Raw genomic sequence first — 12,987 nt, 5'->3', positions numbered from 1 at the left:
GTCGCGTGGAGGGTGCCGAGGACCGGGGGTCCTGCGTCGGACACCCTCGGGACGCACCGTCTCCCACCAGAAGGACGAGCTCATGCGACCCCCCTCCCGCGCCGCCGACGAGCGGCCGCGCCTCAAGCGCTCGATGGGCCTGTGGATGGCCACGGCCCTCGTCGTCGGCAACATGATCGGCTCCGGCGTCTTCCTGCTGCCCGCGTCGCTGGCCGACGCGGCCGGACCCATCTCCATCCTCGGCTGGGTCTTCACCGGCGCCGGCGCGATGCTGCTCGCCTGGGTGTTCGCCGGCCTCGGCCGCAGCTTCCCGCGCACCGGCGGCCCCTATGCCTACGCCCGCCGCGCGTTCGGCGACTTCGCCGGCTTCCAGACCGCCTGGGGCTACTGGATCGCCGTGTGGGCCGGCAACGCGGCGATCGCCGTCGCCTTCGTGGGCTACCTCGCGGTGTTCTGGCCGGCGCTCGGCGACGACCAGCTCCTCGCGGCGCTCGTCGGCATCGCCGTCATCTGGCTGGTCACCGCGATCAACGTCCTCGGCACGAAGCCCAGTGGCCAGGTCCAGGTCGTCACGACCGTCCTGAAGTTCGTGCCGCTCGCGGTCATCGCCCTCGTCGGCATCTTCTTCGTCGACAGCGCGAACTTCGAGCCCTTCGCCCCGCACGGCGAGGGCGCCGCCATCTCGTCGGCCGCGACGCTGACCCTGTGGGCGTTCATCGGCCTCGAGTCGGCGACCGTGCCGGCCGAGGAGGTCAAGGACCCCGAGCGCACGATCCCGCGGGCGACGATGATCGGCACCGCCCTGGCGACGCTCGTGTACGTCGTGGCGACCGTCGCGATCATGGGCATCATCCCGGCCGACGAGCTGGCGCAGTCGACGAGCCCCTTCGCCGACGCCGCGGGCCAGGTGTTCGGCGGCGGCTGGGACAAGGCCATCGCGCTGGTCGCCCTCGTCTCGACCTTCGGAGCCCTGAACGGGTGGATCCTGCTCCAGGGCCGCGTGCCGCTGGCCGCTGCGGAGGACGGGCTCTTCCCGCCCCAGTTCGCCAAGGTCCACGGCGAGCGCCGCACGCCGGTCTTCGGGCTCGTGGTCTCGTCGGTCCTGGTGACCGCCTTGATGCTCATGAACTACACGAAGGGCCTGGTCGACGCCTTCACCTTCGTGATCCTCCTGGCGACGCTCACGACGCTCGTGCCCTACGCGTACTCCGCCGCGGCGCAGGTGCACCTGATGGTCACCGACCGCGCGAGCTTCGTCGGCCGCCACCTGCTGCGCGACGGCGTGGTCGCCACGCTGGCTTTCGCCTACTCGGTGTGGGCGATCGCCGGCGCCGGTCAGGACGTCATCGCGAAGGGCTTCGTCCTGCTGCTGTGCGGCATCCCGGTCTACGTCGGCGTGCGCTGGTGGAACCAGCGCTCGGCGCCGGCGGCCGTCGACGGCGGGCAGCGGATCGTCCGCGCCGAGGCGCTCGTCGCCGTCGGCGTCGAGGCCAAGGACCCGGCCCTCACCACCGGCGAGGAGGCCCCCCATGCGCGCTGAGACCACCCGCGCGACGACCGTCGCCCCGGCGCTGCGCGTCGACTCGGAGGTCGGCAGGCTGCGGCGGGTCATCCTGCACCGGCCGGGGCTCGAGCTCGAGCGCCTGACGCCGACCAACAAGGACGAGCTGCTCTTCGACGACGTCCTGTGGGTCTCCCGGGCCCGGCAGGAGCACGACGTCCTCGCCGACGTGCTGCGCTCGCACGACGTCGAGGTGCTCCTCCTCCACGACCTCCTGCGCGAGACGCTCGACCTCGAGGCCGGGCGACGCGAGGTCCTCGACGGGACCATGGAGCACCTGCGCGCCGGCCGGACGCTGGGCGCCGAGCTGCGCGACTGGCTCGCCGGCCTCCCCTCCGACGAGCTCGCCACGCGGCTCGTCGGCGGCGTCGCCGTCGACGAGCTGCCCTTCTCGACCGGGGCGCTGCCCGAGCTGGTGCTGCGCCCGAACGGGTTCGTCCTGACGCCGCTGCCCAACCACCTGTTCACCCGGGACACGTCGGCGTGGGTCTACGGCGGCGTCACGGTGCACCAGATGGCCAAGCGCGCGCGGCGGCGGGAGGCCGTCCACGTGGCGGCGATCTACCGCCACCACCCGCTGTTCGCCGACGCCCTGTTCGCGCGCTGGGAGCACGACCTGGGCGGGCCCGCCGAGCTGGAGGGCGGTGACGTCCTCGTGGTGGGCGGGCGCTCGGTGGTCATCGGCATGGGCGAGCGGACGAGCCCGGCGGCGGTCGAGCTCCTGGCGCGCCGCCTGCTGCACGCGGGGACCGCCGACCGCGTCGTCGCGCTGTCGCTGCCGTCCGCCCGCTGGGCGATGCACCTCGACACGGTCATGACGATGGTCGACCGCGACCTCTTCACGATCTACCCCGACGTCCGTCCCGCGCTGCGGCCCTACGTGCTCGAACAGGGCGACCACGGGCTGGTCGTCCGCGCCGAGGACGACCTCGGACGGGTGCTCGCCGAGGCCGTCGGCGTCCCGGAGGTCCGCTTCCTGGAGACCGGGGGCGACCGCTACGAGGCGGCGCGCGAGCAGTGGGACGACGGCAACAACGTCCTGGCGCTGGCGCCGGGCGTCGTCGTCGCCTACGAGCGCAACGTCGACACGAACACGCGCCTGCGTCGCGCCGGCGTCGAGGTGATCACGGTGCCGGGCGCCGAGCTCGGCCGTGGCCGCGGCGGCCCCCGCTGCATGTCGTGCCCCGTGGTGCGCGAGGCGGTGGCGTGATGGGCGCCGTCGCCACGCGGCCGGTCGACCTGCTGCGGATCGCCGACCTCTCCCCGGCCGACCTGCAGCACCTGCTCGAGCTGTCGGACGTGCTGCGCGATCGCCCCTGGGCGCTGGCCGGCTCGCTGGCCGGGCGGTCGGTCGCCTGCTACTTCGCCAAGCCGTCGACGCGCACCCGCGTGTCCTTCGAGGCGGCGGTCCACCGGCTCGAGGGGCTGCCGATCATGCTCCGGCCCGACGAGCTGCAGCTCGGTCGCGGCGAGCCGCTCGAGGACACCGCGCGCGTCCTCGCCTCCTACTGCTCGGCGATCGTCGTGCGCACGTTCGCCCAGCGCGAGGTCGAGGCGCTCGCCGCCGCGTCCGACGTCCCGGTGGTCAACGCCCTGACCGACGACCACCACCCGTGCCAGGCCCTCGCCGACCTGCTGACGCTGCGGCGGCACTTCGGCAGGCTGCAGGGACTGCGCATCGCCTACATCGGCGACGGGTCCAACGTCTGCCACTCGCTCGTGGAGGCCGCGGCGCTCGCTGGTGCCCACGTCGCGGTGGCGGCACCCGAGGGCTACGCGCCCGACGCGGCGATCACGGCAGCCACGGGCGCCGAGGTCCACGACGACCCTGCGCGCGCCGTCCGCGGCGCGCACGCGGTCTACACCGACGTCTGGGTGTCGATGGGCGACGAGGCCGACGCCGAGCGCCGCCGGCGCGACCTGCAGGACTTCCAGGTCACCCCCGAGCTCCTCGCTCAGGCGCTCCCCGAAGCGGTGTTCCTGCACTGCCTGCCGGCGCACCGCGGCGAGGAGGTGGCCGCCACGGTCATCGACGGGCCACAGAGCCTGGTGTGGGAGCAGGCGGCCAACCGCCTCCCCACCGAGCAGGCAGTCCTGCACGCGCTGGTCACCGGATGGGGCGGGGCATGAGGGTCGTCGCCGCGCTGGGCGGCAACGCGCTCCTGCGGCGCGGCGAGCCGCTCGGCGTGGCGGCCCAGCGGCGCAACGCCGCCCTGGCCGCGCTCGCGCTGGCCGAGGTCGCCCGGGACCACGAGCTGGTCGTCACGCACGGCAACGGGCCGCAGGTCGGTCTGCTCGCCCTCCAGGCGGCGGCGCTGCGCGACGTGGCGCCCTCGCCGCTCGACGTGGTCGGCGCGGAGTCCGAGGGGATGGTCGGCTACCTCCTGTGCCAGGAGCTCGGCAACGTCGTCGCCCAGCCGGTCGCGGGGGTGCTGACCCAGACCCTCGTGGACCTCGACGACCCGGCGTTCGCCGTGCCGACCAAGCCCATCGGCCCCGCCTCCTCGAACGGGCGCCGGCGCCTCGTCGCCTCGCCCGAGCCGCTCGAGGTCGTTGAGGAGCCGGCGATCCGTGCGCTGCTCCACCACGGGGTCCTGCCGATCTGCGCCGGCGGCGGCGGCGTGCCCGTCGCCCGCGGCGCCGAGGACGGCCGGCTGCGCGGCGTCGAAGCGGTTGTCGACAAGGACCTGGCGGCGGCGCTCCTGGCCGACCGGCTGGGCGCGGACGTGCTGCTGCTGCTCACCGACGTCGACGGCGTCTACGGGGACTGGGGCACGCCCGACAGCCACCGCCTGGAGCGGGTGACGCCGGCGATGCTCGACGCCGAGCGCTTCCCTGCGGGCTCCATGGGGCCCAAGGTCGAGGCGGCCCGGCGCTTCGCGCAGGCCGGCGGGCGGGCGGCCATCGGCGCGCTCGAGGACGCGGGGGCGCTCCTGCGCGGGACCTCCGGCACGCAGGTGGTGCCCGAGCTCGTCGTGGCGCCGCGCTAGCGGCGGGCCGGCAGGACGGCGCGCACCCGCGTCCCCTCCTCGCTCGTGGCGAGCTCGAAGCTCCCGCCCAGCAGCTCCGCGCGCTCGCGCATGCCGACCAGCCCGAAGCCCGACGTCGGTCGCTCGCGGTCGAAGCCGCTGCCGTCGTCGGCCACCTCGAGCTCGACCCGGCCCGAGGTGTGGGCGAGGCGCAGGACCACCCGCGACGCGCCGGCGTGCTTGACGACGTTGCCCAGCGCCTCCTGGGCCAGGCGGTAGATCGTCGTCTCGATCTCGGTGGCGAGGCGCCCCTCGAGCGACGGCGCGGCCGGCAGGTCGAGCGCGATCTCCGGCGCCCTGCCGGGCAGGTCGCGGTGGCGGTCGGCGAGCGCGCGCAGCGCCGCCTCGAGCCCGAGCTCGTCGAGGTCGGCGGGCCGCAGGTCGGTGATGAGCCGGCGCAGCGAGGTGATCTGCGCCTGGACCTTCTCGAGGCCGACGTCGATGCCCTGCTTGATGGCCGGGACGTCGTCCCGGCGCTTGAGGGAGGTCAGGTGGATCGCGAGTGCCGCGAGCTCCTGCAGCGTCTCGTCGTGCAGTTCGCGGGCCCACCGGGTGCGCTCGCGCTCGCCGGCGCCGATCGCCTCGCGCACGCGGTCGTCGGCCACCGCCTGGGCGGTGGCCACCGCGGTGGCGGCGCTGGCGCCGAAGGCGGCGAGCAGGCGGGCGTCGTCCGGGGTGAAGCCGCCGAGCGCGGGGTCGGTGCGGTCGACCGCCAGCAGCGCGCCCAGCGCCCGGCCCTTCGAGACGAGCGGCACGGCGAGCAGCGTGTCGGCGTGCTCCTCGCCGAAGGCGTTGCGCTCCCACGGGCGGCGCAGCTCGACGTCGTCGCTGCGCGTCGGCCGCAGGCCGCTGATGGCGCGGGCGAGGACGCTGCGGTCGAGCGGTGCGCGCGTGCCCACCGCCTCCTGGTCGAAGAACCCCGCGCCCGCGGCGAACACCAGGTCGGCGTCGTCGACGAGCGCGATCGCCACGGCGCGGGCGTCGACGAGCGCGCGGGCCCGCTTGACCAGGAGCTCGAGGACCTTGTCGAGGTCGGTCTCGCCGCCGACCGCCCGGGCGATCTCCGTCGTGACCTCGAGGGTCTGCGTGGCGCGCTCGAGCTCGACCCGTCGCCGCTCGCTGCGCTGGAACTGGCGGGCGTTGTCGACGGCGACCGCCGCCCACTCGGCCAGGAGCATCGCGGCGCGCTCGTCCTCGTCGTCGAACTCGGCGTCGACCTTGTCGGTGAGGTACAGGTTGCCCCAGGGCTCGCCGCGGATGAGGATCGGCACGCCGAGGAAGCGCTCCATCGGCGGGTGGCCGGGCGGGAAGCCGTAGGAGTGCGAGTGACGGCTGACGGACGACAGCCGCAGCGGGCGGGGGTCGTCCTTGATGAGCAGGCCCAGGATCCCGCGGCCCCGGGGAAGGTCCCCGATGTGCGCCGCCTGGGCCTCCGGGATGCCGCGGGTGACGAAGCGCTCGAGGCTGCTGCGCGACTCGTCGAGCACGCCGATCGCGGCGTAGCGCGCGCCGGTCGTGTCGATGGCGGCGTCGAGCAGGCGCTCCAGGACGGCGTCGAGGTCGAGCTCGGTGACGATCGAGCGGGCAGCGGAGAGCAGGGCCTCCGCCGAGGCCGGGAGGGCTCGTCCGGGATGTGCCGCGGCCACGTCGTCCGCGGACGACGCGGGCGGCGTCGAGCCAGGGGGAGACGACACGCCGTCGATCGTACCTCCGGCGCCGCAGCCTCTCCACGCGCGGGGGCACGCGGCCCGCGGATCGGGAGCAACTACCGAGGGGATCGCGGGGATGGTGCGGACGCCGGCGCCCCGGCCCGGACCTACCGTCGACCCATGCCCGATCTCCCGTCCTCCCCGCATCGCGTGGTCATCGCCGGCGGCGGCGTCGCCGGCCTCGAGGCCATGCTCGCCCTGACCGCCATGGCCGGCCCGCGCGTGGAGGTCACGCTCGTCTCCCCCGACCCGAGCTTCCGCCTGCGCGCCCTGTCCGTCCGCCAGCCCTTCGCGCAGCCCGGCTCGCGTGCGTGGTCGCTGGCCTCGGCGTGCGAGGCGCATGGTGCCCGCTTCGTCCAGGCGGCGGTGCTCTCCGTCGACACCCGCGAGCGCGTGATCCGCCTCTCCGGCGGCTCGCGCCTCGAGTACGACGCGCTGTTCGCGGCGACCGGCGCCGTCGCCGACGCCCCCTTCACGGGCGGGCTGCTGTTCCGCGGTCCCCAGGACGTCGAGGCGGTCCACGGGCTCGTCCAGGACGTCGAGGGCGGGTGGTCCACGCACGTCGCCTTCGTCGTCCCGGGCGGCACGACATGGCCGCTGCCGCTCTACGAGCTCGCCCTGATGCTCGCCGAGCGCGCCAGCTCGCTGTGCCTCGACGACCTCTCGCTGACGATCTTCACGCCCGAGCCGTCGCCGCTGGCGGTCTTCGGCGGCGAGGCTTCGGCGGCGGTCGCCGACCGGCTCGCCGCGGCGGGCATCGACGTGCGCCCCGCCACCACCGTCACCGGCGTCGCCGGCCGGCGCGTGCTCGACGGCGCCGGGCAGGTGCTCGACGAGGCCCAGCGCGTCGTCGTCCTCGGACGCCTGCGCGGTCGCGCGCTGCCCGGCCTGCCCTGGGACGACGAGGGCTTCGTGCCGATCGACGACCACGGCCGCGTCACCGGCGCCGACGGCGTGTGGGCGGCGGGCGACGGCACGACCTGCCCGATCAAGCAGGGCGGCGTGGCCGCGCAGCTGGCGGAGGTCGCGGCGGCGGACATCGCCCGCGCCGCCGGCGCCGACCAGCCCGACCGCATCTTCGACCCGGTCCTGCGCGCCGAGCTCCTGACCGGCGCCGACTCGCTGTTCCTGCGCAGCGGCACCGGCCCCGAGCGGCCGGAGGACGCCTCGCTGACCGCCGGGCATCCGCTCTGGTGGCCGCCCGCCAAGGTCGTCGCCCCGCACGTCGCCGCGTGGCTCGCCCACGCCGAGCTGCACGACGACCCTGCCGAGCGCGACGTCCGCGTCGTCCACGCCGAGGGCGATCCGCTCGGCGGCATCGAGCTGCTGCGCTGAGCCCCGTCCGCCCCACCGAGGAGATGTCCATGTCCCGCGCCCTCGTCGTCTTCGCCTCGAAGCACGGCCACACCCGCGACGTCGCCACGCGCGTCGCCCAGGCGCTCGAGCGTCAGGGCGTCGAGGCCCACCTCGCCGACGTCGAGCACGAGACCGTGCCGGACCCGTCCACCTACGAGGGCTACGTCGTCGCGGCCTCCGTGCACGCCGGTCAGCACCAGCGCGCCATGACGCAGTGGGTCCGTCGCCACCACACCCTGCTGAGCTCGCGACCCTCGACGTTCCTGTCGGTGTCCCTGACGGCGGCGGACGACACCGACGACTCGCGGGACACCACCCGGCGCCTCATCGAGGACTTCCTCATCGACACGGGCTGGAAGCCCGACGAGCACCACGCCGTCGCCGGGGCGCTGCAGTGGCGCGAGTACGACGTCGCCACACGGGTGCTCATGCGCCTCATCGCGCGCCACCACGGCGCGCCGACCGACGTGCACGACGACGTCGTGTACACCGACTGGGTCGCACTGGACCAGGTCGGCACCGAGCTCGCGGGCCGGATGGCACGCGTGCCGGCGGGCTGAGCGTCCTCCTACCTCAGCAGTCCGCCACGACGGCCGCCGGGCCCCCCTCCCGGCGGCCGTCTCGCGTCCGGGCCCGGGTCATGGCGCGGTGAGTCAGCCGGCGAGGGTCAGCGCCCCGAGCGCCCCCACGCACCCGACGACCGCCACGAGGACCAGCGCGGTCACCGCCCTGCCCGCCCGTCCGAGCGCGTGCTCGCCCATGAGCGCGCGGTCGCTGCCCAGTCGCCGCAGGACGGGGAGCACCACGACCAGGAGGACGGCGTTGAGCGCCTGGGAGAGGACGAGCAGGGTGATGAGCGGGACGCCGGGCACGAGCACGGCGCCGGCGCCGGCCGCGACCGTCGCCGCGAACGTCGCGTAGAACGTCCGGGCCTGCGCCGGGCGGTCGTCCAGGCGCGCCTCCGAGCCCACCGCCTCGGCCACCGAGTACGCGGTGGAGAGGGGGACGACGGAGGCGGCGAGCAGGGCCGCGCCCAGCATGCCCACGCCGAAGAGCGTCGCCGCGAGGTGACCCGCCAGCGGCTCGAGCGCCGTCGCCGCGTCGCGGAAGCCGTCGACCTCGACGCCCTGGACGTGCAGCGTCGCGGCACAGGCGATGACGATGAACGCCCCGATCACGCCGGTGAGCACGGCGCCCGCGACGACGTCGACCCGCTCGAGGCGCAGGTCCGCCGGCGTGAGGCGCTTGTCGACGGCGTAGGACTGCACGAACGCCAGGCCCCAGGGGGCCAGCGTCGTGCCCACCGTCGCCGTCACGGCGAGCAGCCCGTCACTCGTCCCGGGCAGCGACGGGACGACCGCTCCGCGCCCCGCCGCCGCCCAGTCGGGCTCGGCCAGCACGCCCGCCACGACGTAGGCGACGAAGACGGCACTGAGCAGGAGCAGCACGTGCTCCACGCGGTGGAACGACTCCGCGAGCACCAGCCCCGTCACGAGCACGGCCGCCGCGGGCACGGCGACCCAGCGCGGGCCGAGGTGGAGCAGGTCGGCCGCGGCTGCCACGCCGGCGAACTCGGCGGCCATCGTCGCCGTGTTCGCGACGACGAGCGTGCCGGCGACCAGGAGCGCGGCCCGGCGGCCGTGGCGGGCCCGCACCAGCTCGAGGAGGCCCTTGCCGGTGACGACGCCGATGCGCACGGCGAGCTCGTGGAAGACGACCAGGGCCACGGTCGACGCCACGAGCACCCAGAGCAGGCGGTAGCCGTGCTCGGCGCCCAGGACCGAGTACGTCGTGATGCCGGCCGGATCGTCGTCCGACAACCCGGCGAGGAGGCCCGGACCGACCACGGCGAGGAGCGCGAGGGCGCCCGCGGGCGGCCGGGCGGCCCGGCGCAGGCGGCCCAGGCGGAACTGGAGGTGGCGTCCCTGTGGGACGTGGCGACGACGCCGCGCGTGCGCGGCCACGCTACTCCGCCGTCAGCGCACGGAGGAGGTCGACGCGCGCTGCGCGCCGTGCCGGAGCCACGGAGCCGACGATGCCCACGCCCAGTCCGAGCGCGAGGCACAGCGCCAACTGGCCCACCGGGAGGTGGAAGCCCAGCCCCCAGTCGTGCAGCGCCATGGTCGTGAGCCACGCGAGGGCCACGCCGACCGCGGTGCCCAGGACGCCGCCGATGGCCGCGATGACCACGCTCTCGAACCGGACGAGCGCGCGGACCTGGCCGGTCGTGGCGCCGACGGCGCGCAGCAGGCCGAGCTCGTGGGTGCGCTCGTGGATGGCGAGGAAGAGGCTGTTGGCGATGCCGAACACCGCGATCAGGAGGCTCATCGCCAGCAGCGCGTAGAGCAGGACGACCATCTGGTCCACCTCGCCAAGCGCGAAGTCCAGGTACTCGTCCATGGTCCGGACCTCGGCGGTCGGGAAGGCGGAGAGCGCCTCGGTCACGCGAGCGTCGACCACGTCGGGGTCCTCACCCGGGCGCAGGAGCACGTAGAGCAGCCACGGGTCCGCGGCCACGGAGGCCCGGGCGAACGTCGCCTCGTCGACGACCATGCCCTGGAGCACCGCGGGGTCGCGGTAGCGTCCGACGGCGCGCACGGTGCTCCGCCGCCCGCTCGACGTCTCGATGGTGAAGCGCTGGCCGACGCGCAGGTGGTGCTGCTTGGCGAACTGCTCCTCCACCAGCGCCTCCCCCGGCCCCAGGTCGCGCAGCGTCGCGTCGGAGCCCTCCAGCCACTGCGCCCGGTACACCTCGGCGAACCGCCGGCCGTCGACGCCGCTGACGACGTCGGTCACCAGGTTGACGGGCGCGCCGTCGACCTCGACCTGGTCGACGTGCATCGGGATGACCCGTCCCGGCTCGGCCACCTGCGCCGCGGCGGCGGCGCCGTCGGGCAGCGGCGTGGTCGAGCTGCTGCTCGAGACCAGGAGCGCCGCGCCGGTCAGGCGGTCCTCGACGCCGGAGGAGACCGATCCGCGCAGGCCCTGCGCGAGCACGGCGACGAACACGACCAGCGCGAGGCCGACCAGGAGCGTGGCGGCGGTCACCGCGGTGCGCGACGGGTCGGCTGCCGCGTTCTCGGCCGCCAGCTCGCCGGTGCCGCCGCCCATGCGCCGCAGCGGGCGCCCGACGAGCTGCACGAGCGGTCCCACGACGTGGCGCGCCGCGAGGGCCGCGGCGGCGAAGAGCAGCATGCTGCCCATGCCCATCGACGCCAGGCGGTCGGTCGCCGCGGCGTCGGACGTCAGGCCCTGAGCCACGAGCGCGAGCCCCCCGAGCGCCACCGCGGCGGTGACGGCGGCGCGCAGCCGCGGGTGGCGCGCGTGGACGGGGACCGCGTCCTGGCGCAGCGCGGCCATGGGCGGCACGCGCGTCGCGCGCAGCGCCGGCGCGATGGCCGAGAGCAGCGTCACCCCGAGGCCGACGCCCAGCGCGGCCACGACCGTGCGCGGGCGCAGCTCGAGCGCGCCGTGGGGCATGCCCCAGGCGCTCTCGAAGAGCCGGCCCGCCAGCTCGGCGAGGCCGACGCCGAGGCCGATGCCGGCGACGGACGCCGCTGCGCCGAGCACGAGCGCCTCGACGACGACGGCGCCCAGGAGCTGGCGGCGCGTCGCTCCGACGGCTCGCAGGAGCCCGAACTCGCGCGTGCGCTGGGCGACGGTGATCCGGAAGGTGTTGAAGATCACGAAGCCCCCGACGACCAGCGCGACCGCGGCGAACGCCAGCATGGCCGGGGTGAGGAAGCCGGTGATGGAGTCGGCGGCCTTGCGGCCCTCCTCGGACGCGGCCCGCAGGCCGGTGCGCACCTCGGCGTCCCGCGGCATGACCCGCTGGATGCGCCGTGCGACCTCGTCGGGCGACACCCCGGGCGCCACCGCCACGGAGACCTCGGTGACCTGCCCCGCCCGGCGCGACCAGCGCTGGACGTCGGCGAGGGTCGCCACGACGAGCGTCGCGCCGCCCAGCGACGAGACCTCGCCGTAGTCCACGACGCCCACGAGCCGTGCGGTGCGCCGGCCGGTGCGCGTGGTGACGCCGACCGCATCGCCCACGGCAAGCCCCTCGTCGTCGGCGACGGCGCGGTTGACCGCCACCTCGCCGGAGGCGCGGGGAAGGCGCCCTCGCACGGCATGGACGGCGCCGAACGGCGGGCCGCTGGCCGAGAGCAGCAGGGCCGGCGCGTACTGGGGCTCGATGACCTTCCCGTGCACGACGACGTTGCCGCGCTCGGTCAGGCTGCCCTGGGCCCGCGCGACGCCGGGGACCCGGGCCGCCCGCGCCACGACGTCGTCCTGCAGCACCGCGGTGCCGCCGAAGGCCGAGTCGAACGACGTGCGCGGCTGGATGCTGACGTCGACGCCCTCGAACGCGGTCTCCGTGATGTCGGTGAACGTCCCGCGCAGCTGGTCGGTCAGCACGTAGGTGCCGGCGACCATCGCCACGCCGAGGAGGATCGAGACGGCGGTGAGCACCGAGCGCAGCCGGCGCTCGGCGAGGCCGCTGAGGGCGAGGCGGATCACGACGCGAGCGTCCGCAGGTGGTCGAGGACCACGTCGATCGTCGGGTGGTCGTGCTCGCCCGCGATGCGGCCGTCGGCCAGGAACACGACCCGGTCGGCCACGACCGCCGCGGACGGGTCGTGCGTGACCATGACGACCGTCTGGCCGAGGCGGTCGACCGCGTCGCGCAGGAGCGCGAGCACCTCGCGGCTGGAGACGGAGTCGAGGTTGCCGGTGGGCTCGTCGGCGAAGACGACTGCCGGCCTGGTCACCAGTGCGCGCGCCACCGCGACGCGCTGCTGCTGGCCGCCGGACAGCTCCGCCGGGCGGTGGTGGCGGCGGTCCTGCAGCCCGACGGCCTGCAGCAGCTCCTCGAGCCACGCCGGATCGGCCGTGCGGCCCCCGATCCGCAGGGGGAGCACGACGTTCTGCTCCGCGGTGAGGTTCGGGAGGAGGTTGTAGGCCTGGAACACGAAGCCGAGGCGCTCGCGTCGCAGGAGCGTGAGGTGGCGGTCGTCGAGCGCCTCCAGCCGCGTGCCGGCGATCTCGACGCTGCCCGAGGTCGGCCGGTCGAGGCCGGCGAGGACGTGCAGGAGCGTCGACTTGCCCGAGCCCGACGGGCCCATGATCGCGGTGAACGTGCCGCGGGCGAAGGCGATGTCCACGCCCCGCAGGGCGGCGACCGCCGTGGCTCCGGCGCCGAAGCGCTTCACGAGCGCGGTGCCCCGCACGACGGGGTCGGACGCGCCACCGCGCGGGGCGGTGGAGGGGGACAGCTCCGTGACGGACGACGGCATGGGACGAGCCTCGTCGCTGGCGACGCGCGCGGACA

Annotated in this window: 10 protein-coding genes; 6 read left to right on the top strand and 4 right to left on the bottom strand. The window is 75.5% G+C overall.

Annotated features, from left to right (window positions below; translation table 11 throughout):
- Positions 1–82 precede the first annotated feature (82 nt).
- From JUB12_RS19360 to JUB12_RS19345, 4 genes are read left to right on the top strand one after another with little or no spacing between them, the layout of a single operon-like run.
- Positions 83–1,540: an amino acid permease gene (locus tag JUB12_RS19360; protein ID WP_205697081.1), complete on the top strand. Its 1,458-nt coding sequence runs from the start codon at positions 83–85 to the stop codon at positions 1,538–1,540.
- Positions 1,530–2,771: an arginine deiminase gene (locus JUB12_RS19355; RefSeq protein WP_205697080.1), complete on the top strand. Its 1,242-nt coding sequence runs from the start codon at positions 1,530–1,532 to the stop codon at positions 2,769–2,771. Before JUB12_RS19360 ends, JUB12_RS19355 begins: the two co-directional genes overlap by 11 nt.
- Positions 2,771–3,691, top strand: a complete 921-nt coding sequence (gene argF / locus JUB12_RS19350; RefSeq protein WP_205697079.1) for an ornithine carbamoyltransferase — start codon at positions 2,771–2,773, stop codon at positions 3,689–3,691. The genes JUB12_RS19355 and argF overlap by 1 nt, the downstream gene beginning before the upstream one ends.
- Positions 3,688–4,551 (top strand): carbamate kinase, encoded by an 864-nt coding sequence (locus JUB12_RS19345; protein WP_205697078.1) that lies wholly within the window; start codon positions 3,688–3,690, stop codon positions 4,549–4,551. The genes argF and JUB12_RS19345 overlap by 4 nt, the downstream gene beginning before the upstream one ends.
- Here the strand turns inward: JUB12_RS19345 and JUB12_RS19340 are convergent.
- The gene (locus JUB12_RS19340) at positions 4,548–6,284 is read right to left on the bottom strand and encodes a GAF domain-containing sensor histidine kinase (protein WP_205697077.1); all 1,737 of its coding nucleotides are present in this window, start codon (positions 6,282–6,284) and stop codon (positions 4,548–4,550) included. The two genes, JUB12_RS19345 and JUB12_RS19340, sit on opposite strands and share 4 nt — an antisense overlap.
- Positions 6,285–6,419: 135 nt before the next feature.
- On the opposite strand from JUB12_RS19340, the gene JUB12_RS19335 reads away from it, so the two are divergent.
- Positions 6,420–7,634 carry an FAD-dependent oxidoreductase gene (locus JUB12_RS19335; protein ID WP_205697076.1) on the top strand — a complete coding sequence of 405 codons (1,215 nt, stop codon included), beginning with the start codon at positions 6,420–6,422 and terminating at the stop codon, positions 7,632–7,634.
- 29 nt (positions 7,635–7,663) lie between these two features.
- Positions 7,664–8,215, top strand: a complete 552-nt coding sequence (locus tag JUB12_RS19330) for a flavodoxin domain-containing protein (protein WP_205697075.1) — start codon at positions 7,664–7,666, stop codon at positions 8,213–8,215.
- 93 nt (positions 8,216–8,308) lie between these two features.
- Here JUB12_RS19330 and JUB12_RS19325 read toward each other — a convergent pair whose 3' ends face one another.
- From JUB12_RS19325 to JUB12_RS19315, 3 genes are read right to left on the bottom strand one after another with little or no spacing between them, the layout of a single operon-like run.
- On the bottom strand, positions 8,309–9,619 hold the full coding sequence (locus tag JUB12_RS19325; protein ID WP_241004324.1) for an Nramp family divalent metal transporter: 1,311 nt from the start codon (positions 9,617–9,619) through the stop codon (positions 8,309–8,311).
- Between the two features lies 1 nt (position 9,620).
- Positions 9,621–12,176, bottom strand: coding sequence for an ABC transporter permease (locus tag JUB12_RS19320; RefSeq protein WP_205697074.1), 2,556 nt, complete (start codon positions 12,174–12,176; stop codon positions 9,621–9,623).
- Entirely contained in the window at positions 12,173–12,952 is a 780-nt protein-coding gene (locus tag JUB12_RS19315; protein ID WP_205697073.1) for an ABC transporter ATP-binding protein, read from the bottom strand. Before JUB12_RS19315 ends, JUB12_RS19320 begins: the two co-directional genes overlap by 4 nt.
- Positions 12,953–12,987 lie beyond the last annotated feature (35 nt).

The organism is Conexibacter sp. SYSU D00693, from assembly GCF_017084525.1.
Classification (GTDB): Bacteria; Actinomycetota; Thermoleophilia; order Solirubrobacterales; family Solirubrobacteraceae; genus Baekduia.
The sequence above is the reverse complement of the archived record's forward strand: the minus strand, read 5'-3'. Positions and strand labels throughout refer to the sequence as shown.

Bases quoted from the DNA above. Each gene is read 5' to 3' on its own strand.
- JUB12_RS19360 (WP_205697081.1), top strand. From the start codon at position 83: ATGCGACCCCCCTCCCGCGCCGCCGACGAGCGGCCGCGCCTCAAGCGC.
- JUB12_RS19355 (WP_205697080.1), top strand. From the start codon at position 1,530: ATGCGCGCTGAGACCACCCGCGCGACGACCGTCGCCCCGGCGCTGCGC.
- argF (WP_205697079.1), top strand. From the start codon at position 2,771: ATGGGCGCCGTCGCCACGCGGCCGGTCGACCTGCTGCGGATCGCCGAC.
- JUB12_RS19345 (WP_205697078.1), top strand. From the start codon at position 3,688: ATGAGGGTCGTCGCCGCGCTGGGCGGCAACGCGCTCCTGCGGCGCGGC.
- JUB12_RS19335 (WP_205697076.1), top strand. From the start codon at position 6,420: ATGCCCGATCTCCCGTCCTCCCCGCATCGCGTGGTCATCGCCGGCGGC.
- JUB12_RS19330 (WP_205697075.1), top strand. From the start codon at position 7,664: ATGTCCCGCGCCCTCGTCGTCTTCGCCTCGAAGCACGGCCACACCCGC.
- JUB12_RS19315 (WP_205697073.1), bottom strand. From the start codon at position 12,952: ATGCCGTCGTCCGTCACGGAGCTGTCCCCCTCCACCGCCCCGCGCGGT.